Origin of the sequence: Methylosinus sp. sav-2 (assembly GCF_004366495.1) — a bacterium.
Taxonomy (GTDB): Bacteria; Pseudomonadota; Alphaproteobacteria; order Rhizobiales; family Beijerinckiaceae; genus Methylosinus.
The window spans coordinates 47127-68324 of record NZ_SOEJ01000011.1 but is presented as its reverse complement, the minus strand read 5'-3'; the positions used below and the strand labels follow the sequence as shown (position 1 = coordinate 68324).

Here is a 21198-nt window from a genome sequence, read left to right as displayed (position 1 = left end):
GATGTGGAACGCAAAACGCGCTTTTCCAGGACTGGCTCTCCGTGGCCTAGACGCCCGGAGAGCGGGGGCTGTCCACCGTCATAATCCGTCTCTGTGGGCATGCTCTCGCATCGCGCCGCTATTGGTTGATTTCGCGACGCCGCATGGCGGGGACCGCGTTGTGGGCCGGGCGCTCGCGCGCCTCAGACCCGCTTTCGCGCCGCGCCACGAAGCATTCGGAGCGGGAACCACAATGAAATCGGATATTCTTCGATCGACCGAGAATGGTCAGAGGGATCGAGAACAGATCAGCAAGACCTTCGTGACCCCGATCGTGTTGGCGAACCGCGTTTACCGTCATAGGCGCACGCCGGCCATAAATCTGAATCTTTTATTGCGCACTGCAAAAAATAAGTACTAATTGTGGCTCAGACGCCGCACTGCGGGGTCGTAGCGTTGTTTCGAGAAGTGGTATTTTGCCCATGAGCACTCGTCGTATTTGGGTCGCCGGTCATAGAGGCATGGTCGGTTCGGCCGTCACACGTTATCTCGAGGCGCGAGGCGACAAGGTATTGAAAGCCGATCGCTCCGTCGTCGACCTCCGCAATCAGATCGCCGTCGAAGTCTGGCTGAAACAAAATCGGCCCGACGCCATCATCTTCGCCGCGGCGAAAGTCGGCGGCATCTATGCGAACGACACCTATCCCGCCGATTTCATCTACGACAATCTGGCGATCGAGACGAATATCATCCATTCGGCCCACGCCGCGAATGTCGACCGTCTCGTCTTTCTCGGGTCTTCCTGCATTTATCCGAAATTCGCGCCTCAGCCCATCCGCGAGGACTCGCTGCTCACAGGCCCTCTCGAGCCGACCAATGAGTGGTATGCGATCGCAAAAATCGCCGGCATCAAGCTCTGCCAAGCCTACCGCAAGCAATATGGCCGGCATTACATCTCAGTGATGCCCTGCAATCTCTACGGCCCGAACGATAATTTCGATCTCCAGACGAGCCATGTGCTGCCCGCGCTCATTCGCAAATTCCATGAAGCGAAGGAATCGAGGAAGCCGGAGGTCGTCGTCTGGGGGACGGGCACGCCGCTTCGCGAATTCTTGCACGTCGATGATCTCGCGCGCGGCGTCGTCTTCTGCCTCGACAATTACGATGGCTATGAGCACATCAATTGCGGCGCAGGTTCGGAGATCACTATCCGCGGGTTGGCGGAAACCGTGCAAAGAGCCGTCGGATTTTCCGGCGAGCTCGTGTTCGATACGTCGAAGCCGGATGGCACGCCTCGCAAGCTGATGGACTCGAGCCGCATTCGCGCGCTCGGATGGGAGCCTGAAATCTCGCTCGAAGACGGAATTGCCGGCTCCTACCACTGGTTCCTCGCGAATAAAAACGTCGCTCCGACGCTGGAGCTGGCGACAGTCGCATAAGCTCGATTGCGCGCGCGAATTCAATCGTCATCGCTGGAAATAGCGTCAAACCACCACGTCAAACTTTCACAGCGATAGACGCCGAGATCGATCGCCGCTATTGCGCCAAGAGAGCGAAACCTCTGGGCTGACGGCGCCGCCGGCGCCGCGCCCTTTCCTAGGCAAATTACTTCGACGCGCGGGTTTCGTGCGCAAGCTCAGCGAGCTCGCCGGATCATGTGGCGCGCTGACCGACGGCTATTCGGCACGCGACGAAAGGACCACGATGGCGATCGATTTGCCGAAGGATTCTGCGAAGGAAGCGGTCTTGTCGCTTCAACGCTACTTCAAAGAGAACATGGACAATGAGATCGGCAATCTCGTAGCGGAAGGCCTGCTCAAATTCTTCGTGGAAGAGATCGGTCCAATTATCTACACAACCAGGCGGTCGAGGATGTGCAACAAAGGCTACAAGCCCGCATAGCCGAGTTGGATGTCGAGGTTCACGAGGAGGCGTTCGGCTATTGGCGGAAGCGCCGGCGTCGCTGATCGTCCGCGAACGCTTCCGAACGACGGTCGCTCATTGCCTATGCGCAGGCGCGGATGCCGAGGCCGATAGCCTCGCGACCGGACATGTCGGTGAAGGCCAGATTGTCCAGAGCCTGATGACGCCGCACCCAGGCTTGGATCGCTGGCGGATAGACGCTCATCATCAGCGTGTTGCCTCCCCAGGAGGTCTCCCCCTCGTTCGTGCGCGCCGAATGGAAGCGCAGCGTCGCCTCCGGCGAAACGCAGGCATGGCGCGCGCCGAGCTTCATCGTGCAGGCCGAGGCGCAGTAGCCGTCGATGGCGACAGTCCGCCGCGTCACATTGGCCGACCGGACCTGCTCATAATAGTCGAGGACATTGCCGCCGCGGTCATAGCTCGAATAATCGGCGCGCGGCGTATAGCCGCCAGCGAGATCGGCGCGGCGGGAATAGCCGTAGCGGCTCGAGCTGGTCGCCCGGCTCGAATAGCCATTGTCGAAGGAGCCGAACAGATCGGAGAAGAGATCGGCCTTGGCGGGCGCCGAAGCGAAGGCGGCGAAGCCGGCCAAGCCGAGGATGACGGCGCGCTTGGCGATGCGGGAAGCGACGAAGGCGCCGAGCGAAGCGGAGAACATGGGTCTGATCCTCTCTCTAGTCAGACGAGGCGGCCCTTGGACTGGTCGGGCTCGGCCTCTTCGGTGAGGATCAAATTGACGCCGACGCTCTAACGGCCATTAAGCCGCGGTAATGCAACTCGAGCGGCATCAGAAAGAAAATAGAAACCATATGCCGGAGAGCCCGAGCAACATATTGAATATAATTCGATTATAAGATTATTTACCAAGCGGCCGCAGGGAACTCTCAACCGCATTTCGACAAAAATTTCTACGAATTGATACGGAGATCGCGGCGCGCGACGTAATTTCGTCGCTGGAAGAGAGCGCCGAAGCATCGATTGCCATGGAACGGGATTTGCTCGAAAAGAGCGCTCCATAACAGGGGATCGCATGTTTTTTTCAAGCTTTCGCAAGCCGAGATCGGAGCAGAAGCGACCAGAGCCCCGCATCCCCGATGGAATCAGGCTTTACGTCATAGGCGACGTGCATGGTCGAGACGACCTTCTCGATGTCCTTTGCGGCACGATCGAAAAGGATATGACGGCAACGCCCTGCGGGCGCGCGAACATCGTTTTTCTCGGCGACTATATCGATCGCGGCCTCCAATCTGCCGAGGTCGTCGAAAGGATCGTCTCTGGAAGGACACCGGCGCCTGTCGTCGCGCTCAGAGGCAATCACGAGGCGATCTTGCTGCAATTCCTCGAGGACGAGAATGTCCTCGACAGCTGGCGACGCTATGGCGCGATGGAGACTCTTCTTTCGTATGGCGTCGATGTCAAAGAGGTGCTGCGCGGCCGCCGCTTCGATGCCGCGCGAGCAGAATTGCGAGAGAAACTGCCTTTGGCGCATCTGCGCTTCTTCGAGGATACGGAACTGTCCTGGTCGCTCGGCGATTATTTTTTCTGCCACGCCGGATGCCGACCAAATGTGCCGCTCGCACGCCAGCAGGAGGGCGATCTGCTCTGGATCCGAGAGGAGTTTCTCGACTTCACGGGGTCATGGGACAAGGTGATCGTCCATGGCCACACGCCGGCGCCGGAGCCAGAGGCCCTGCCGCATCGGATCAATCTCGACACGGGCGCCTATGCGACCGGGCGGCTCACTTGCCTGGTCCTGGAGGACTCGACGCGCCGTTTTCTGTCGACCTGAAAACCAGAGCCGATCACCTGTGCCGGCCGGGCATGGGATAGCAACCGCTCGCCGCGTCGCCGTGCGCATTGGGCTCGAGAACTGCGGCGCAATTGAAATTCGGATCGATGGGAGGGCGCGGAACTGCTCCGGAACCGTCCCCGGACGGCGGCGTGTCGACGCCGAAGCTCTCCCCTCCCCCGCTCGCCGGTTGGGCATCGGGTCGCCAATTGCGTCGCGCCTGACGCGCCACGGCAAAATCGACGCCCGTGTCACGCCGCATCGCCGTCCGCCGGGAGAAGGAGATTCCTGTGATCATCGGCGTGACATAGGCTTCGCGCTCCGAGAGAATATTGATGCGGAAACCGAACATGCGCGGCGAAAAATAAATGGCGGATCGTTTGCCAGCCCAACCATCGGCTCCGGAAAAGCCGACACTGCATCGATCGCGCGGAAAGACGCGATCGCAAGCCTCCCGCGTCGGATAGCGCGGCGCCTTCTCGTCGAACTCGGCGCGCGCGTTGGCGGCCGCGTTGGCGCAGATAGGCGCGTCGACCCGTCCGCCGGCCACGCAGCTTTTCTCGTCCGAATAGACATAGGCGCCGCGATGCGTTTCAGCGGCGGCGACGCTCGCCTGCGCCAGGAAAATCGCCGGGACGACGAGGCGCCTCCATAATAACGGGCGCATCACGGGCTTTCGCTCCCGCAGAAAAATAGGCGTCTCATCGAATTCGTTCCGCGGCGCTGTCCTGACGAATCGTGGAAGAAAGACGTTCGGCGATTCACGCCGGAATTCCGAACCGGGATTAATCATATTGTATTGGCCCCTACGTGCAACCTTGAAATCGAAATCGCCTAGTGGCATACAAAAAGAAAGCGTGCGCGTCGGGAATAGGTTCATGTATTCGAAGGCTGTTTTTACATTGGTTATCGCGACGTCGTGCACCCTGGCCCTCGGCGGGTGCGACAGTTTCCCAGCAGGTTCGGCATCGGTCGGCGGAGCCGACTCCGCGCCGATTTCCACCGGCGGCGGCGGGTTGCGCCTCCAGGCGGGCGACAAGCTGAAAGTCTCCGTCTTCGGCGAAGACAAATTGAGCGGAGAATATGAAATCGACCCCGCCGGCTATGTCTCCCTGCCGCTCGCGGGCACCGTTCAAGCCGCCGGCCTCACGAAATTGGAGCTGGAACAGGCGCTGACGAAGAAATTCCGCAGCGAACAATATCTCCGTAACGCGAAGGTTACCGTCGACATCGCCAATTTCCGTCCCTTCTATGTGCTCGGAGAGGTCGAGAAGCCCGGCAAATATCCATATGAAAGCGGTCTGAATGTCGTCAGCGCCGTCGCTGTGGCGGGCGGCAACACCTATCGTTCGAGCCTGTCTCGCGTGCTGATACAGCGCGCCGGAGAGCACGGCTTCAAAGAATATCCGTTCTCGCCCAACGTCTTCGTCTTCCCCGGCGATCTGATCCGCGTTCCAGAACGCTATTTCTGAGCGAGCGCTGCGGCGTCGAATCGCTGTTGCGCCGCAGCAACACTCAAAAATTGGTTCATCCCCCGTTTACAATCAGGCTTGTGGAGGAAGAAAGGCTCGGCTAGAGTTTTCGGCAATTACGGGCGTAATTTTACTGCCGGTTGCTGTTCGAGGTCGGTTTAATGTCGCGGTCGAGAAAGCCCTTTGTTCGTGGAGCATCCTCGGCATTCGTTCTCGCTGGGTTGAGCGTAATTCAAATTGCTCCGTCCCATGCGCAGAATGTCCCGAGCGAAGCTCAGAAAGTCATCACTCCCAATAGTTTCGGTGTCAGAAGTCTGAGAGACACGCCGACGCGAGAATATCAGGGGCTGCCCCTCGGCGGCTGGATGCTCTATCCCAGCCTGCTCGTCGCCGGAACCTATGACGACAATCCATTCCAGGCCCCGTCCGACCGGAAGGGCGCTGCTGGTACGCATTTGCGCCCGAGCTTCATCGCCGATCGGGATAATGGCCTGCATCACACGACCGTCTTTACGATCGGCGATTTCCGCATCTACCCCGATCTTTCTACCGCCAATACGGTCAATGTCGAGGCCGGCTTCAATCATACATGGGAAGCGCGCAAAGACCTCGTCGTTTCGGCGAGCGGCGAATATTCGCGACGCACGGACATGTACAACACCGGGCAGGTCGTGAACCCGTTCGTGCTCGGCGGCGTCACTTATCGTGGGACGCAGGCCAGCCCGCAGCGCTACAATCAATTCATCGGATCGGTGGGCGTTCAGAAATCCTTCGACCGACTCTTCATAGGCCTCTCGAGCACTGCGAGAGCGACGACCTATGACACGCTCTACACGACGACGGGCGCATTAGGGCAGACCTACCGCAACAATCTCGTGACCGGCGTGACCGGACGGCTCGGCTATTATGCGACGCCGCTGCTCTTCGTCTTCACCGAGGCCGGCGGGAACTTCCGCGACTTTCGAGACCCGACCTATAATTCGGAAGGCTATCGCTTTACCGGCGGCATCGGAACCGATCGCATCGGACTGATTCGGGGCGAGATTTTCGCCGGCTATCAGAGCCAGTTCTACTTCAGCGGCTTGTTCCCCTCCGCGAACAGCCCTGTGTATGGCGGCAAGCTCTACTGGTATCCGACACGCGCCTGGACGATCGAGGCGGGCCTAGACGAAACCTTCCAGGACTCCGCCTTGTCGACGGTCGGCAATACGACGGGAAGCGCGGCGCGCGCCACGTCCGCGAATTTGAGGATCGGCTATAAGCTCGCCAGGAGCTGGTCAGCGACGGTCAATGGGCAATATACCGACATCGCCTACATCTCGGGCGGTCGTCATGATAGCCGTTGGAATTCCGGCGCCACTCTGAACTATGAGATCTTGCGCAATCTGAATGCCACTTTCGAATATGCGTTCACGCGCGTATTCTCCAACTCGGACGGCGCGGCTTTCACGCGCAATGTCTTCACGCTCGGCGCGACCTACAAATATTGAAATTCGACAGGAGCAACGAAAATGAAAAAGCTCTCGATTTTTGCGGCGACTGTCCTTTTATGCGGGACGACGGCGACGATAGCGGCCCCTGATCACAACGGCGGCCATCGCAACCGGCCACAGGGAACGACCTCTCAGCAGCCGATCGATTCGCGCGTGTCGGCGATTTTCTCGAAATATCCGGATGGCGGCGAGCAAATGACCGCCGAATTGAAGGCGCTCGTCACGACGAATCCGGAACTCGCAGACGACGTCACGGCGGCCTCCAAGAATGCGACCCTGGACCAGAAGGTCGCAGCCGGCAAGGCGCTCGCTCAGGCCGAACAGGCTCTGAAAGACTCGGGCAATATGGCCGGGGCCAACAAAGTCAAGCGCGCCGCAGATGCATCAGACGTCCAAACGCTGGCGGCCTATCAAGCCGAGAGGAGCCAGGTGGTCGCCTCGGACGACGGCGGAGAAGGCGGCGGACGGGGTGGCCGTGGTGGTTTCGGCAACGGCGGCAATTACGGCGGCGGTTCCGGCGGCGGTAGCGTCAGCGCGCATTGATGACTTTGCGGGAGCCGCTCCGCCAGAGCGAAGCCCGCTTCAGTCAGAGACGGACCGACAGGAGCCATGGCTTGGCGATGCGAGTATCGCCAAGGACTTCTCCTTCTCGGGCACGACCTTGCCTTATCGCGCCATTTTGGGAGATGGCGCCTCGCGCCGACGCAACAACTGAATTGTTCGCAAAGACGGATGACCGCCAAAGCATCGCTTGCTGCACACTCGAGAATGCGTTGACATGGGCAATTCCGCAACCGGTCGCCAAATGAAAATTCTTCATGTAATCGCGTCGGTCGATCCTCGCGGGGGCGGCCCTATCGAAGGTATTTTCACCAGTTCTGCGGTCTGGCAACGACAGGGGCACGAGCGCCATATCGTAAGCCTCGATCCGCCGGAAGCCCCTTGCGCCGTGCAGGCGCCCGTACCCGTTTTCTCTGTTGGGCTCAGCGGGCCTGTCTTTGCGTGGCTGCGTAAGCTTATTCCGCTATTGCGTTACGGATACACGCCCCATCTGACGCACTGGCTTACGAAAAACGCTGACCACTATGACGCAGTGATCGTCAATGGACTGTGGAACTACGCTTCGTTCGGAGCATGGCGCGCGTTGCGAAAGAGCTCGACTCCCTATTTTGTTTTCACGCACGGAATGCTCGATCCATGGTTCAATAGAGCCTACCCGATCAAAACGGTTTTCAAGACAATTCACTGGAAGCTTTTCGAACATCGCGTGCTCCGCGATGCCGCCCTCGTGCTTTTCACAACAGAAGAAGAACGAGCCCTCGCACGCCGATCATTCGCGCCCTATCACGCGCAGGAACTTGTTGTCGGTTACGGAACCCACGATATCGGCGGTCACCCCGAAACGCAAATCGCGACCTTTTCAGCGACATGCCCCGCCGCGAAGAATCGTAAGCTGATCTTGTTTCTGAGCCGCATTCACGAAAAAAAAGGCGTCGATCTGTTGATCGACGCCTTCGCGCGAATTGCCGGTGAATATACTGATTTCGATCTCGTGGTCGCAGGGCCGGATCAGGTCGGACTACAAGCACAGCTCGAGTCGCTCGCCGCAAAGCGTGGTGTCGCGACACGAATACACTGGCCCGGAATGCTCACTGGCGACGCAAAGTGGGGCGCATTTCGTGCTGCCGAGTTCTTCGTTCTGCCATCCCATCAGGAGAATTTCGGCATTGTTGTCGCCGAGGCGATGGCGTCGTCGCGCCCCGTGCTCATCACTGACAAGGTCAATATATGGCGTGAAATCGAGGCGGATGACGCCGGCATCGTCGTCAACGACGAAACGGCAGCAATCGAATCCGGCCTTCGCCGTCTCTGCTCGATGAATACGAAAGAGCGCGAAGCTATGGGCGAGCGCGCGCGGAAATCATTTCTCGCCCGTTACGCCATTGAGAACAACGCTATGAGCTTGCTCGCCATGATCCAGAATTTCACGCAGGGAGAGACGGAGCGACAGGCGAGCTGCGATCGCAATGAGTATACTCGATTGCCAAGCCGGTGAGTCTCGCGAGCTCAGTCCTTATCGCGTCCTTGCTCTCGAGATGGGCGACCGCGCGGCGTAATTCCAGCACGCGCACATCGACGAGCAACCGATACCAGAAAGCTTGTAGGAAATGGTATATCAGACCTTCTCGACCATCGAGGAAGCCTAACTGAAAGAAATAGCGCCATAGAAAATAGGCGAGCGGCCCAACGCCGAAGGGAAGCCTATTATAAATACGGGCCTTTACCAATCGCTTCAGACGCGCTTGCACGCTGCTCGCTCCATCCTCGACCCCTTCGTCGCGTGGGAAAAGGCCATATTCGGCGTTCAGCCTGTCGATCGCCTCACGTGTCGCATATTTATTGTGCTTATCTGTGAAGAATGCGATGTCCTTGAGATTATCGTCACAAAAATCGTGGTCGAAGGTAACGGCGCGACCGCGCAATAGCACCATATGTTCGTCCATCCATCGCTGCTCAATCTTCGCCGAGCCTTTGCGCCAGATGCGGAGAAGCGTGAGCGGGTAGCGCCCGCCATGCTTGATCCAGCGGCCCATAAAGATGTGCCGCCGATTAATGTTTACGCCGGTCACATCGGCCGGCAGCAATGGCAGATTTTGCTTGATCTCCTCGATGAGTTCGTGCGTCAGCGTCTCATCGGCATCGAGTCGCATGACCCATTCGGTCTCGATCGGCAAATTGTCGAGAGCCCATTGGAACTGCTGCGCCTGATGTGAGAACTCGTGCTGCACGACACACGCACCAGCGCCGGTCACCAGATCGACCGATCGATCTGTTGAAAAAGAATCAACGACAATTATATTTGCATTCGCTAATGATAAATTGGAAATCATTCTTTTGATATGGATAGATTCATTAAATACCAAAACGATTGCCGTCAAATTTGACATGCCTTGAACGCCTTCCCTTGCCGCGTTAGCAACGATTCGAAATCCGCGATAAACTGCTTTGCTACGTGATCTATATCAAATTCCGCCGATGTTTCGACAGCCCTCAACGCCACTGTGTTTCTCAAATGCTCGTCGTCGATTAACGAGGCGAGCCTTTCTGCGAGCGCCACTCCTGTGCTATCGCGATGATCGAAAACAAGGCTATTAACCCCGTCCTTCGCAAAATCATCGAAGCATGCGAGTTTGGACACAATCACTGCGCAGCCGCAGCACATCGCCTCGAGCGGCGCCATGCCAAAGGACTCACCGGACTCGGAGATCGATGGATACACAAATATATCGGCGGCTCGATAACGGTCGATAAGCCTGGATTCATCAAATATCGGCTCCTCTAGCGTGATTTCTACTCCGGCTTCGCGTGCAATCCTCATGAGTTCGTCACGATACTCAGTTCCATCGCCACCTTCGCAAATTGCGCTAGGTCCAAGCAATGTCAGTTTCCAATCGGTTGAATTCAAGTGTGCAAAGGCGCGCACCAACAGATCAAGCCCCTTTTCGCGCGCGATACGTCCAACAAAGAGAATTTCTTTTTCCCGATGGCCACGCCTCGCCACACGGCGCTGCGAAAAAGCCAAAGGTAGACAATTCGGCACAACTTTCACGACATCGACACAATTAGGTGACTGCTCGACAATCGCATCAGCAACGGCCTTAGATACGGCTTGCAGGCGATGCGCGCGCCAATACAACCACATTTGTCTCTTCGGAAAACGTGCAACGCTGACATAAATCACCCCCGCTCGCCCCGCCGGGATTATCATTGGTAGAGCGACACTATTTGTTATAGTTACATCCGACTTTTTTAGAATAAAGCATGCACGTATCGCATAAATAACATCAAATAAGCGGTATATAATTTTTGAGTGCGGCGTATCAAATGAAGGAATACGTATATGCTGCACGCCACTTACAGTTTCTATAGGAGCAAACATTCCAAATCTACGAGATATCATAGTAGTTTCATGACCATTCCGCGCAAATTCATTGCATAAGCTTAGCCAGATGCGTTCAACTGCACCTCCACGAACAGGTGGCACTGGCAAAAACGGTCCGATGATACATGTTATTCGCATAGCTTGCGTAACTCATAAATTTCGCCGCGACGTTCCTTGATTGCAGACGCGGGATTGCCCCGATAGATCATCCACGGCTCAAGATTGGAAAAGGCGCAAGCCCGAGCGCCCAGGACCGCGCCTTCCCCTATGCTGACCCCGGGCCCAACGAATGCCTCCGACGCCACCCATACGTCATCCCCTATTGTGATCGGCCGAGCGATAAGTTGAAAATCGGGGCTCTCGACGTCGTGAGTTCCTGCGCATAGCACGGCACCTTGGGAGATAATAGACTTCTCGCCTATCGTGATTTCTGCCATATTATAGCAATTGACGTTTGGTCCGACCGCGCATCTGCGGCCCAGCCGCAGATTGCCCGGATGCCAAATGCGTGCGCTCGAAGCGATTGCTGCACCAGACGCTATCCGAGCCCCAAAGAGCTTCAACAACGTAACTCGCCACGGGTTCCATATCCCCGGCGTCCATGACGCAAGGACACACCAACATAAACTCCAAATTGCCCGATACAGTCGATTGCTGATACTGAAGCTTGGACCGCCATCAACCGGTTTTGACCTACTTGCGTCGAGGGGGGACATTACAGATACCCATCGATTCGTTTTTAGACGGCCGCTTCGATCAGTCGGCCGTTGTGCTTGAGAGCGGTATTCACCGCCTCTCGCGACCACACGCACATCTCGCGCTCAGGGTCAGGCCATTGATAGTCGTCAACCCTCGCCAAGACGTCGGACGTGAGACAGAAGGGCTCCGAAAATAAATCAATTACCCGAAAATCCCCTGACTTGATATCACTATTGGGAAAGCCATCACGATTCTTATGCGTTGACGTCATTAAGAATTTTGATTCGGATTTAGCAAAATTTTCAAGGAATTTGAATATATCTTCTAAACTCAAATGGAAAAGGCAGTCACGACAAAAAACCATATCGACTCTCGGAATAGGGTCGCATGTTATATCCAGAACACCGAATCTCCTCTTATCACTCTCCCCGTATTTTGTACGATTAGATTCAATCATTTTTTGAACAATATCTACTCCAAAATAGACGCAATCATCAGGAAAATCAACCGCCCTCATCCAGTTGAAATCCCCGCAGGGGGCATCAAGGAAATACTTGATCGAATACGTCCTTAAAATAGAAGGCATAGCATGCCGAATGCTTTCAGTATATACAATAGTTGATCCACGTCCGCTACGACTCTCTTTTGTTTTCCATAAATTTGAATCATATATTTTTGAGAAAATAACAGCATTCCCATCATCTGAATAGGCTTTGACCGCATTTTTGTAAGGATCTAGCCCAAACATAAGAACGTAGGATCTCTTTACCATCTCAAGAATACCATATGTTGCTCTAAACCGCAATATTCTCAGATAGAATGATTTTGCTTTATTTACCATTTTACGGCCTCGAAATATTGAGACAGGCGACCACTTTGACTTAGGCATTACTTAGCTCCCTGCTTGCTAAAGGGATTTATCTTTTCATTCCTCGGGATTATTACCGCATCGCAATTGGCCCCCACACCCTTCACAGGCTCTGTCGAAGTCAATACATTGTTGTGTTCGACCACCAATCCGCGCGTCAGCGGCGCCGCGCCTCCACAGCCGCCGATTTCGATACGGGCATTTTGCACGAGCTGATTGCCCCGCATCACAATGCCGAGGGTCAGCGGCGGGCTTTGCGGATGCGGCAGGCCATAGGCGCCGATGACCGCCTCCCCAGAAAAAATCATCCCGTCCGGCCCTCCGCGATAGACAGTCCCGTCCACGATCCGGTTTTTCAAATATTGAATATACCAGCTCGGCTGGAAATGATGATACCAGCGGCCTTGATTGAGGAAACCGGCAGTTCGCGCGGAGCTGTTCTCCGCGATCACCTGCTCGACGGATGTTCCGTAGAGCTGCACTGCGGCTCCCGCATCGGAGAACTCATTGCCGACGATCAAATAACGCTGCACCATTGGAACGATCGTTATGAGCGAGTCGCGATCGGGCGCCACGGTCCAGTCTCGATCGAGAGTGACGACGCCGGCGGCGACGTCCACGATCTGCGCAAATTGGCCCGCCCCTCTTCCAGCCAATATAAACACGCCCTGGCGGATCGGAGAATGTGACCCCGGCGTCAGCGCGCCGTCGAGCGTCAGCCGCCGCCCCGCGAGCTCGACGATATGGCCGTAATAGGAGCCGCCGGGGCCATCGGTCGTCATGGCCTCGCGGTCCCAGGCGTGCATGAGGCGGAACTTGTTCTTTGCGAGCCAGATATTTTCCGAGGAGCCGCCGGTCGAAAACAGGGTGTTGACGCCGCCTCCCGAAGCGCCGAGATCGGCGCCGACGAATTCATTGCCTTCGATGATCGCGTCTCGGCAGCCGGAGATCGAATACCAGCCGCCACGGCCATTGTAGAAGGAGTTGCCTGTGATGGCGACCCGTCGGGAGTCGAGAACGAATAGCGCGCTGCCCGAGGCGTATATGTCGCTGTCGGCGATTTCCAGCCCATCGCCGCGGAGCCTTATCGCCGCGCCGCCATTGGGACCGCCGACGCCGGTCTTGAGCGCGCTTTCGCGCCGGTGGACATCGCCTTCGGCGATATGGCCGCGATAGGCGGAGGCGCGGATACGGATGCGGCGGAGGTGGATATCCCCTTTCGGCGCGACACCGGCTTCGAAACCGCCGCTGATCACATGGCGATGATTGGAGGCATAGAGCGTCATATCCTCGATTGCGAAATGCGCGTCGCCGCTCACCAGGCTCTCGGGGGGCGTCTCGAATTCGGGCCAGAGCAGGCTCGACAGATCACGATCGACGCCGCGCAGCGTCGCGCCATTGGGAATGTGGAGCGCATGTTTCAGCAAATAACGGCCGGGCGGGGCCAGAAGGACCGCTCCTCGCTCGGCCGCCGCCGCCAAGCCGGCTTCGATGGCGGCGGAATCGTCTGCCGTTCCGTCGCCCTTGGCGCCGAAATCGCGCACCGACAATTGCCGCTCGACCCCCGCGGCGGGGGGCGCCTCGATGTCGACCGCCAGATCCTCGGACCAAGCGGATGCGTCGCCGCGGCCGTTCCAGACCGAGACCAGATAAGAGCCGGGAGCGAGCGTCGAAGGCAGCTTCGCCGTCGCGGTCCAGAGCGACGCCTCCGGCAAAGGCGCTCGAGCGACCTCGCGGCCGTCCCCGGTTTTGAGCCGGATCATCGCGCCGGGTGTGAGGCCGAGATTGCGACCGAAAAGTCGAAGCTCCCGCCCCGGTCGCGCCAGCGCGCCGGCTTCGCCCTGCGACCAATAGAGGACCGGACGGTTCAGAACTCCCGAAGCCGCGAGCTTTTCACCTTCGAGCCGATATCGGTAGACCCCCTGCCGCCAGTCGGAGGGGATCGAAAAATAGAGCGTCTGCGGCGTCTGCCGAGACGGGAGCAGGGAGGTTTTCGCGGCGCCGCCTACGCCGCTCTCGGAAGGCGTATCGGCCAGGAGCTCGATCTCGACGCGGTTCACCGCATCGAGATCATGGCCTACGATCAGAACCGTCTCCGCGGGTGCGGCCGGATCGCTGGACCAGAAAATCGAGGGACCGCTCAACGCCGCACAACTTGGCAACAAGGCGAGGCCAACGCCAAATATAATTACTGCCTTCATCGGCATCAAGCTCCATTGCGCTCAGCCATTTTAATCGAAAATTTTCCTCTAGGCCTATTTTTTATAGATCCACCAAGAGATTCTTCAAAAATAACTTGTTTGCTTGCACGATACATAGCTAGCGTTAAGATAAATATACCGACCTTATCGATATGCAGAAATGCACCATTGAAGATAGAGCTATATAAAATATAGCACCTGACCCGAATATCGCTCGTAGATCTTAGAATTATTGATGCTAGCAGGAATCCTACGATACCGTACTCAAAAAATAAATTCGCAAATCCATTATTAAAAAACTCACCGACATCTGGAATTAATCCTCTCGATATTGGAGATACAGCATCTGCCAAATTCTCCGCCGCCACCCCGAGAGGGTAAGTAAATATGAACTCAGGCAATATCAACACTGGAGCAACAATTCGCGAGAATGTAGACACGTCTCCGGTCGCGGCACTAACCTCAGATAGTCGAGAAACCGTTATCATAACTGGCTCAAATATAAAACTAACAGAAATTAGCAACACAGAAACAACGATTAATCTAATTTTTACTGAAATACGCGCTTCAATGAACGATGGAACAAAATAAACAACAGGCAATGATAGGAAAAATGCAAGCGATCTACTTACAGCACCAGTTAAAATGCACATTAAAATAGCTATAGACGCAATTTTTGACATTCGCGCAATAGGTGCAAGCATAAATATAAACGATAGCATTATGAATGCAAGATATGACGGCTCTCCGAATGTACCGCTAGGTCGCAAATTTTCACGAGTGAATATCAAATCGTTTTCATTCGCAATTGTATTTTGATTTGTTACAAACCAGTCTTGAGGAAAACCAAAATATACGCCATTTTTATAAGAATTCATTTGAATAAATGAAATCATAAACATTGCAATAGATATGCACAGAACCGCAACCACAGCGCCATCAATTCGCCGTATGACATTTCTATGCTCAAATGTATATATTGCGATCACTATCAGTACAAAGAACATACCCTCTCTAGAGATGCGCAATACCTCCTGCATAAAATCTTTCGGATGAAAACTAAGGATAGACAAGAACATAAGCATAAATGCTATGTATAAATGTAGATATTTAGGAACATTATTTGCAAATGCCGCTCTAAATTTCCATATCGTCGCAATAGTTATAATTGACGCAAACGAAGCCCAAAATGACACCCCAATTTGGATAAGCGGTATCAATAAAATAGCGCCAACTATCACTTGCCAACCCCTCCTTGCAGTGAATTGCTATGCATAATAGTAGCTATTTCTTGATATATAAACTCAGAAATAATTTTATTTCCTCTTATTGTTGGATGTACTCCGTCCCGATACATATCAGCGCTCCAGGCATCATAAGAGGCGAGATCAATAACATGCATGCCGCGCTCATTAGCAACACTTTCAATCAAATGTCTTTCTGGTAGCCATCCATTATTTTTATGCAGACCAACTTCATTTTTTGTTGGATACAGAAATAATATGCCAATTTTAATATTGTGGCCACCGACATTGGCCTTACGCTCATAAAATGAGTCTATCGTTTTTACAAACCCGTCTAGATAGCGCTGCTGTACCTCCCCTGTTGGCGGGAGTTCAGAAGCCATCTCCCCGAATACCGCTGGAACAACATACTTGTATACCACGTAACATGTTGCACACACCGGCCGCGTTCTTGGCCAAATATAATCATTCTTCCATTGAGACTTTGCGCTCAATCCACCGGACATATACTCCCATACAAAAATGTCCGCTCGCTCTAGGACATCAATATTGCGTTCTAAAAATACGGATTCATTAACATTTGTCCAACCGCCAGACGCGACTGGCCAGACCGCAAATTTCTCGCCAAGCCTCGCCTCCAGCTGCGGACCGAGCTTGTCATAATGCTTATAAGAGTTCCCCCCCATTACTATACTATTTCCAGCGATCAAAACGTTTATTTTACTATCAGGATTCCAGCCATCCTTCGTTCCCATACTTCGATCGTTAAACTCCCAAGAATTGCGCACCAAAAATGCGCCGCGCTGACTCGGAGCTGGCATGTAACCTATTTGCTGATCTACAATATACAGCGGAAAATCTACAAGCCCGGACAATCTAATAGTCACCTCTGCGCCAACCAGCATGAGGAGCGCTAATGTCGCTGTGACCTTTAATATTCTCCTCAATTTCAATACACCCTCCCCTCGCTTCCAGATGAGCTAAATATAAGACGGATGTATTTACCAAAAAAATTTAATGGCCAAACGACCCCGCCATGAAGCCGGCAAAAATGAAACCATTCGATTGGCCGCACTCCCTTCGGATTCAATAATATAAACCTCCAATTGTCGAGCCCCATGCGCGAAACGCTTTTCGCCCATTTTTCATTTCTTTCCTGAAAGCCGACCGGCGTCTGATGCTCGACCAATGTATACCCGGCCCTTCTGGCCCTGAGCCCATAATCGATATCGCCCATGCTATGGGTGAAATAGGGGGAGTTTATGCCTATTTCCTGCTGCGCAATTCTTGGAATTAACACGCAATTGCCATTCATCGTATCACAGCTGTCGGGATCGTCCCCCCTTCGATGCCGAAACCTCAACTTGCTCAATCGAGAGGCGCGCCAGTAGCCGCCATAGGTTGTTTCGCCCGTCGTCGGGCTGATGGTCTTACCTATGACGATAAGCCGCTTGCCGACCGCGCCGCTTCGGACGCGCCAAAGCTCCAATAGACGATCGATGGACTGCGGCTCTAAGGAAAGATCATCATTGAGCCAAAGAAAAAAATCTGGATTGAATTTGATAGCGGACTGCCACGCCAATCTCATCCCGCCATTCCAGTACAAATCGCCCGAGCCTCGGATGCGATGAACCTCCGGGAATTCGCGTTCGACAGCCTCAGCGGTCCCATCGGTCGACCCATCATCGACCAGAGTAGTATGAAGTGTAATGTGATCGCCTGCTGCGCCCCGTAGCGCACCGAGCGCCTCGACCGTCGTTGCACATCTGTTATGGCAGGTCAGCAGCACCGCCACTGACGGCTTACTATCGTCGCCCATTAAATCCGGCACGGCTTTTTGATCCAGCTTGTTGATGGAAAGATGCATCGAGACGTGGCGAGCCTATTCAGAGCCTGTCTATGAATTTTTTACATATATAGAATAATGGGATAGTGCTAAATGCAATTCTGATAACGCCACTGATCCACGGGATTATCCAAAAGCCAAATGTCGAGATCGCAGAAATCTTCAAAAATATCGTAACGCCAACGACGACAGCCCCAATTTGTAGAATCGGCTGAATTTTTCCTGCGGAAGAAAGAAATACCGTAAGCGGGTTCTCGAACGCCTCAGAAAATTTCCAAACCGCCAAACCAAGGAGGAAGCCTATCGAAGGAAGGACCGCGCCGCCGCTCCAAAATTCGATAATGCTTCGCCCGCCGAAAACAAATATCGTCGACCCAGCAACGGATGCGACAAAGGTAAATAGCAGGGATCGCTTGAAGGTCAGGATCAGCCAACGCTTATCGCCGCGAGACAAGGCCTCCCCGAACGCCGGCCAAAGCGGGGCGATCGCCAAATGAATGACCATGGTAATCAGCCCGAACATTCGCTCCGGCACAGAAAAGGCCGTCACCGCCTCCGGCCCGAGCATTTTGGAGATGATCAGATTGTCGGAGGCGACATTTATCGCGACCACGATCTGAATCCCCAGAAAGGCGAGGAATTGCCCGAGAATTCGCCTGGCCAAAGGGAGAGACACGCAGCGCCAGGCGGGCGCATAGTCGCGGCCCCGGCCGCCGAAGAAGGCCGCCGCGTTGATCGCCGCAACCACCAAGGGGGCGCCGGACAAGGCGAGGGCCAGAATTGGCAATCCGGCGTGGTTTTGGATCGCCGTCCAGACGCCGATGAGCCCCAGCACGCCGCCGGCGGCGCTCCAAACATTGGCGCGATAGCCCTCCTGAAGCCCGGCCTGCAATCGCGCGGTGACGCCGAGAGGAAGCGAGAGCGCGAAGCAGCAGGCCACGACCAGAAGCCCCGGCCCGAACTCCGCCTGCACGACAGGAGATTGGATTTTCAGCAGAGCGGCCCAGGGGACGACAAAATCGAGCAGAAGAAATGTGGCGGCCACCAGCAGACCGAAAATTCCGAGAAGAGCCGCCGACGTCGAAACAGCCTCTCGAATTCCGCGGCGGTCGTCGCGTCCGTTGAAGTCCGCGACGAAATTCAGCAGCGCGGAGCCGGTTCCGACATCCGCGAAGGAGAGCACGTAGACGACAGAGCTCATCGTCATCCAGAGCCCATAACGTTCGGCGCCGAGATAGCCGAGCGTCAGCGGCACAGAGATGAGAAAGCTGCCGACAGTGATCAGCTTTGCGCCGGCCGCTGTGGCCGCCGACAATAGGGCTCGTCGTTCGCGCTCGGCGGCCGCGAGGTCCGTTCCGCCCCTCGCCAGAAGGCCCGAGACCTTCGCGGAAAGCGCGTTCAGAGTGAAGGACATCGATAAAAACGCCATTCGCGCCCGCGCGGGCCGGCTTTCCTGAAGGCGCCCGCCGCCGCCCCTCTCGGAGCCGCGCTCCGCGGCGCCGTGGATGCGGCCGTCTCGATCTCGATAGACATCATGCGCTCAGCAATGTCTCATATCGCGGGAGCACGCTATTTGCGCTCATCGTCTCGGCGAGACACAATCCTCTTTCGACTCGCTGCGACCATTCGATGGTTCGCGCCGCGGAAATCGCTTCGGCGAGAGAGTCTATGTCCCCCGTCGGCGGCAGCAACGCGATATCCTGCAACATCTCGTATAATTCAGTGCCCGGATCGGCAGTGGCCACGATGGGGCGCCCGCTCGCCAACATGCCGCCGAGCTTCGACGGCAACACGAGATCCGCGGCGCCTTTCAATTGCGGCAGGACATGAAGATCGGCCAGCGCCAATAATTCGCTCATGCGCTCGGCCGGCTGCAACGGCAGGAAGCGAACATTGGGCAAATCGGCGGATTGCGTCTGCAATGCGTCCAGCATCGGCCCGGCGCCTGCGATCACGCAATAGATATCGCATTCGCCCGCGAGCCGGCGCGCCGCTGCGATGAGCATGTCGAGCGCCTGCTTAGGGCCGAGGTTGCCGGCGTAGAGCACGACAAAAGCGTCGGACGGTATGCCGAGCTCCTCACGGAACGCATTCGTCGTTCGAGGCTCGGGGACGATCGCGGCCGTGTCGACCCAGTTGCGCAGCACCGACACTTTCTGCTGCGAAAGTCCCTTTGCGAGCAGGGCGTGCTGCATTTTTTGAGAAATCGTCACCACGCGATCGAAGCGTGCGAGGAACCAGCTCTCGAATATATTCGCGACCCGTCGGATTGCGCCGCCGTTCAAATGCCCGACCTCGAAAGCGGCGTCCACTTCGAGATCTTGCACATGCAGCAGGCTGCGGGCGCCGCAGAGCTTGGCCGCGATCAGCGCGGCGGGAGCCGACATCAAGGTCGGCTCGACACAAATCACGATATGCGGTCGAAAGCGAAAAATTCGCCACACGACCATTGGAGCCGCCGCCGCCGCGAAGCTGAGCGGCGCTATGAGCCGCCATAGCCCAGGCGCTCCTGTTTTCATCGTCATCGGACAGCGCGTCACACGCATCGAACCGAAAATCTCCGTGACATACGCGCCGCTTTGATAAGGCGCGCGCACGAACCAGCCGGGATAATGCGGCGGCGCGGTGACGATCTCGATTATGTGGCCACGAGCTTCCAGAAACTGCGCCAGCTCGGTCGTGTATTTGCCGCAACCGATCAGTTCTGGCGCGAAATTGATTGCATGAATTAAGATTTTCTGCGAGCGGCCACGTCCCGGGCCGCCAGAAATATTCCCCTGGACCGCAGCTCCGACGCCATCTTCGTGGCCGGTCGAGACATCGGCTTCGGCGATGAAATCTAAACCCATGGGCCTGAAATGGTCGCGGTTTTCGGAGGCTATGAAGGGGAACGAGTTATTTTCAATGCTGCCGCAGCCCGGGTGAGCATGAGAGCTTCGACCCGAAACGCGCCGAGAACAAATGACGATCCAAAGATATGCGCTTGCGCGCGCACCGTTGGGCGGCTTTTCTTATAGCTACCTCGAGCTTCAGCGGCAAGCCGCTCGCGCTCGCCTTTAGCGATGCGCGCGCCTTACAAAGACTGCTCCGCGTTTCGGTTACAGAGCATCGCTCTCATTTCTGAGGCGTCAGCGAGCTGCGCCACACTCGTGGACATGCTTGAATCGTCGAGATCAGATGACCGGCTCGACCTGTTCTCGCCTGAGCTTGGTCCGCACTTGTCCGCCCATGATTTCGAGCAGCACTTCTATGCGACCTGAATCGTCCAGGCGCTCGAGCGAGCCCAGCGCCTCGGAAAATGGGCCACTCATTAGCCGCACTTTCTGACCGAGCCGCAAATTATGCACGAAGCGAAGCTGGCCACGATTGTCCGAAGACTGAATCAGCGTCTCGACAACTCCATGAGGCACTGGCAGCGGCCGATCCTGCGCCATGAACAGGCTGGCTATTCCAATCGTGCCATTGACGCTCCGCCACCGATCGTGCTCGAGATCGAGCACAACGAAAACATAACGCGGGAACACCGGCGCGAGCACATTGCGCATTCGCCGCGCATGGCGCACGGTTTTTATCCGCCGCGGCATGAAATGCCGAAACCCCTGCACTTGCAGGCGCTGCTCCACCGAGCTTTCCTTATGCGGCAGCGTATGCGCCAGATACCAGCGCTCCCCTGGAGCCAATTCGAAATCCGCCTCCATCCGAGCTTTGTCGATACGGTCCATGCCCGTCATGCCATCCAAT

At 55.9% G+C, this 21198-nt stretch carries 19 protein-coding genes; 7 read left to right on the top strand and 12 right to left on the bottom strand.

The window, feature by feature from the left end; genetic code table 11:
• Positions 1-452 precede the first annotated feature (452 nt).
• Both EDE12_RS16465 and EDE12_RS16460 read left to right on the top strand, forming a co-directional pair.
• Entirely contained in the window at positions 453-1418 is a 966-nt protein-coding gene (locus EDE12_RS16465; protein ID WP_280949688.1) for a GDP-L-fucose synthase, read from the top strand.
• Between the two features lie 187 nt (positions 1419-1605).
• A complete protein-coding gene (locus EDE12_RS16460; protein ID WP_245275852.1) occupies positions 1606-1881 on the top strand; it encodes a DUF2164 domain-containing protein in 276 nt (91 codons plus the stop codon).
• A 103-nt stretch (positions 1882-1984) separates the two neighbouring features.
• Here the strand turns inward: EDE12_RS16460 and EDE12_RS16455 are convergent, their stop codons facing one another.
• On the bottom strand, positions 1985-2560 hold the full coding sequence (locus EDE12_RS16455) for a hypothetical protein (protein WP_036291388.1): 576 nt from the start codon (positions 2558-2560) through the stop codon (positions 1985-1987).
• 372 nt (positions 2561-2932) lie between these two features.
• On the opposite strand from EDE12_RS16455, the gene EDE12_RS16450 reads away from it, so the two are divergent.
• On the top strand, positions 2933-3691 hold the full coding sequence (locus EDE12_RS16450) for a metallophosphoesterase family protein (protein WP_026600138.1): 759 nt from the start codon (positions 2933-2935) through the stop codon (positions 3689-3691).
• A 13-nt stretch (positions 3692-3704) separates the two neighbouring features.
• Here EDE12_RS16450 and EDE12_RS16445 read toward each other — a convergent pair whose 3' ends face one another.
• Positions 3705-4616, bottom strand: coding sequence for a DUF1190 domain-containing protein (locus EDE12_RS16445; RefSeq protein WP_134188174.1), 912 nt, complete (start codon positions 4614-4616; stop codon positions 3705-3707).
• Between EDE12_RS16445 and EDE12_RS16440 the strand changes: the two genes are divergently transcribed.
• From EDE12_RS16440 to EDE12_RS16425, 4 genes are all read left to right on the top strand, one after another.
• Complete coding sequence (locus EDE12_RS16440; protein ID WP_245275851.1) at positions 4594-5163, top strand: polysaccharide biosynthesis/export family protein; 570 nt, start codon at positions 4594-4596, stop codon at positions 5161-5163. The genes EDE12_RS16445 and EDE12_RS16440 overlap by 23 nt on opposite strands.
• Positions 5164-5324: 161 nt before the next feature.
• Positions 5325-6653 carry an outer membrane beta-barrel protein gene (locus EDE12_RS16435; RefSeq protein WP_084768622.1) on the top strand — a complete coding sequence of 443 codons (1329 nt, stop codon included), beginning with the start codon at positions 5325-5327 and terminating at the stop codon, positions 6651-6653.
• A 21-nt stretch (positions 6654-6674) separates the two neighbouring features.
• Complete coding sequence (locus tag EDE12_RS22130) at positions 6675-7199, top strand: hypothetical protein (RefSeq protein ID WP_026600134.1); 525 nt, start codon at positions 6675-6677, stop codon at positions 7197-7199.
• Positions 7200-7434: 235 nt separating this feature from the next.
• On the top strand, positions 7435-8712 hold the full coding sequence (locus EDE12_RS16425; RefSeq protein WP_245511941.1) for a glycosyltransferase: 1278 nt from the start codon (positions 7435-7437) through the stop codon (positions 8710-8712).
• Here EDE12_RS16425 and EDE12_RS16420 read toward each other — a convergent pair.
• The 10 genes from EDE12_RS16420 to EDE12_RS16370 form a co-directional block, all read right to left on the bottom strand.
• Positions 8642-9604 (bottom strand): glycosyltransferase family 2 protein, encoded by a 963-nt coding sequence (locus tag EDE12_RS16420; protein ID WP_084768621.1) that lies wholly within the window; start codon positions 9602-9604, stop codon positions 8642-8644. The genes EDE12_RS16425 and EDE12_RS16420 overlap by 71 nt on opposite strands.
• A complete protein-coding gene (locus EDE12_RS16415) occupies positions 9592-10737 on the bottom strand; it encodes a glycosyltransferase family 4 protein (RefSeq protein WP_084768620.1) in 1146 nt (381 codons plus the stop codon). Before EDE12_RS16415 ends, EDE12_RS16420 begins: the two co-directional genes overlap by 13 nt.
• Before the next feature lie 601 nt (positions 10738-11338).
• A complete protein-coding gene (locus tag EDE12_RS16405; protein ID WP_134188173.1) occupies positions 11339-12139 on the bottom strand; it encodes a class I SAM-dependent methyltransferase in 801 nt (266 codons plus the stop codon).
• Positions 12140-12186: 47 nt separating this feature from the next.
• On the bottom strand, positions 12187-14310 hold the full coding sequence (locus EDE12_RS16400) for a glycosyl hydrolase family 28-related protein (protein ID WP_026600129.1): 2124 nt from the start codon (positions 14308-14310) through the stop codon (positions 12187-12189).
• Between the two features lie 62 nt (positions 14311-14372).
• The gene (locus tag EDE12_RS16395) at positions 14373-15608 is read right to left on the bottom strand and encodes a hypothetical protein (protein WP_134188172.1); all 1236 of its coding nucleotides are present in this window, start codon (positions 15606-15608) and stop codon (positions 14373-14375) included.
• A complete protein-coding gene (locus EDE12_RS16390) occupies positions 15605-16564 on the bottom strand; it encodes an SGNH/GDSL hydrolase family protein (RefSeq protein ID WP_134188171.1) in 960 nt (319 codons plus the stop codon). The genes EDE12_RS16395 and EDE12_RS16390 overlap by 4 nt, the downstream gene beginning before the upstream one ends.
• Entirely contained in the window at positions 16561-17478 is a 918-nt protein-coding gene (locus tag EDE12_RS16385) for a glycosyltransferase family 2 protein (protein WP_051592642.1), read from the bottom strand. The genes EDE12_RS16390 and EDE12_RS16385 overlap by 4 nt, the downstream gene beginning before the upstream one ends.
• 19 nt (positions 17479-17497) lie before the next feature.
• The gene (locus tag EDE12_RS16380; protein ID WP_026600127.1) at positions 17498-18871 is read right to left on the bottom strand and encodes a hypothetical protein; all 1374 of its coding nucleotides are present in this window, start codon (positions 18869-18871) and stop codon (positions 17498-17500) included.
• A 118-nt stretch (positions 18872-18989) separates the two neighbouring features.
• Positions 18990-20306, bottom strand: coding sequence for a WcaI family glycosyltransferase (locus EDE12_RS16375; RefSeq protein ID WP_084768618.1), 1317 nt, complete (start codon positions 20304-20306; stop codon positions 18990-18992).
• 324 nt (positions 20307-20630) lie between these two features.
• Positions 20631-21188 carry a transcription termination/antitermination NusG family protein gene (locus EDE12_RS16370; protein WP_084768617.1) on the bottom strand — a complete coding sequence of 186 codons (558 nt, stop codon included), beginning with the start codon at positions 21186-21188 and terminating at the stop codon, positions 20631-20633.
• Positions 21189-21198: the final 10 nt, after the last annotated feature.

Coding starts and splice junctions, on each gene's coding strand:
- EDE12_RS22130 (WP_026600134.1), top strand. CDS start 6,675: ATGAAAAAGCTCTCGATTTTTGCGGCGACTGTCCTTTTATGCGGGACG.
- EDE12_RS16405 (WP_134188173.1), bottom strand. CDS start 12,139: ATGGTAAATAAAGCAAAATCATTCTATCTGAGAATATTGCGGTTTAGA.
- EDE12_RS16450 (WP_026600138.1), top strand. CDS start 2,933: ATGTTTTTTTCAAGCTTTCGCAAGCCGAGATCGGAGCAGAAGCGACCA.
- EDE12_RS16425 (WP_245511941.1), top strand. CDS start 7,435: ATGGGCAATTCCGCAACCGGTCGCCAAATGAAAATTCTTCATGTAATC.
- EDE12_RS16415 (WP_084768620.1), bottom strand. CDS start 10,737: ATGCGAATAACATGTATCATCGGACCGTTTTTGCCAGTGCCACCTGTT.
- EDE12_RS16455 (WP_036291388.1), bottom strand. CDS start 2,560: ATGTTCTCCGCTTCGCTCGGCGCCTTCGTCGCTTCCCGCATCGCCAAG.
- EDE12_RS16380 (WP_026600127.1), bottom strand. CDS start 18,871: ATGTCCTTCACTCTGAACGCGCTTTCCGCGAAGGTCTCGGGCCTTCTG.
- EDE12_RS16370 (WP_084768617.1), bottom strand. CDS start 21,188: ATGACGGGCATGGACCGTATCGACAAAGCTCGGATGGAGGCGGATTTC.
- EDE12_RS16385 (WP_051592642.1), bottom strand. CDS start 17,478: ATGCATCTTTCCATCAACAAGCTGGATCAAAAAGCCGTGCCGGATTTA.
- EDE12_RS16420 (WP_084768621.1), bottom strand. CDS start 9,604: ATGTCAAATTTGACGGCAATCGTTTTGGTATTTAATGAATCTATCCAT.
- EDE12_RS16435 (WP_084768622.1), top strand. CDS start 5,325: ATGTCGCGGTCGAGAAAGCCCTTTGTTCGTGGAGCATCCTCGGCATTC.
- EDE12_RS16375 (WP_084768618.1), bottom strand. CDS start 20,306: ATGGGTTTAGATTTCATCGCCGAAGCCGATGTCTCGACCGGCCACGAA.